This is a genomic window from Salinicola sp. MH3R3-1 (genome assembly GCF_001937155.1).
Lineage (GTDB): Bacteria > Pseudomonadota > Gammaproteobacteria > Pseudomonadales > Halomonadaceae > Salinicola > Salinicola halophyticus.
Genome location: NZ_MSDP01000087.1, coordinates 1 through 489 on the forward strand (window position 1 = coordinate 1; position 489 = coordinate 489).

1 pseudogene is annotated in these 489 nt (G+C 63.8%); it reads right to left on the minus strand.

The features are described from left to right. Window positions 1-242 precede the first annotated feature (242 nt). Window positions 243-489 (minus strand): annotated as a pseudogene (locus tag BTW08_RS18465) (PLP-dependent aminotransferase family protein); the annotation flags it as partial.

The following is a 489-nucleotide window of genomic DNA, read 5'->3' on the forward strand; positions in this document are numbered from 1 at the left end:
CGTCTGTTCGTCGAACACCGAAGCCGGCGGCTTCCAGGCGACCAAGTAATCGACCTGCGGGTTGCCGCTGTCCTTCGCGACGACAATTTCGGCGGTCGGCAGGCGCTCGCGCAGAATGTGGCGCCATTGCTCGGCATCGTTGTGATAGATCAGGACTCGCATCTGAGCTCCGTCATTGTGTTGTTGGATGGATTAGTGCCGTATCAACATCATCGCAGCTCGCAGCTCGTCGCTCGTGGCCTTCAATAAGCGATTTCCAGCATCGGCGGCGGCGCTTCGCCCAGCAGCTGGCTCAGCACGTCCAGCCCGCTGGCAAGACGCGCCAGATCCGGTTCGGCCCCCAGGCTGATACGCACGCGGCGCGGCATCGCGGACTGTTCGACCAGAAACGGCTGCGCGGTGGTGATGGCGACGCCTTCCTGGCGGGCCTGCTGCTGTAGCTCTTCCGCCCGCCACGGTTCGGGAAGCGCCAGCCAGATATGCAGGCTG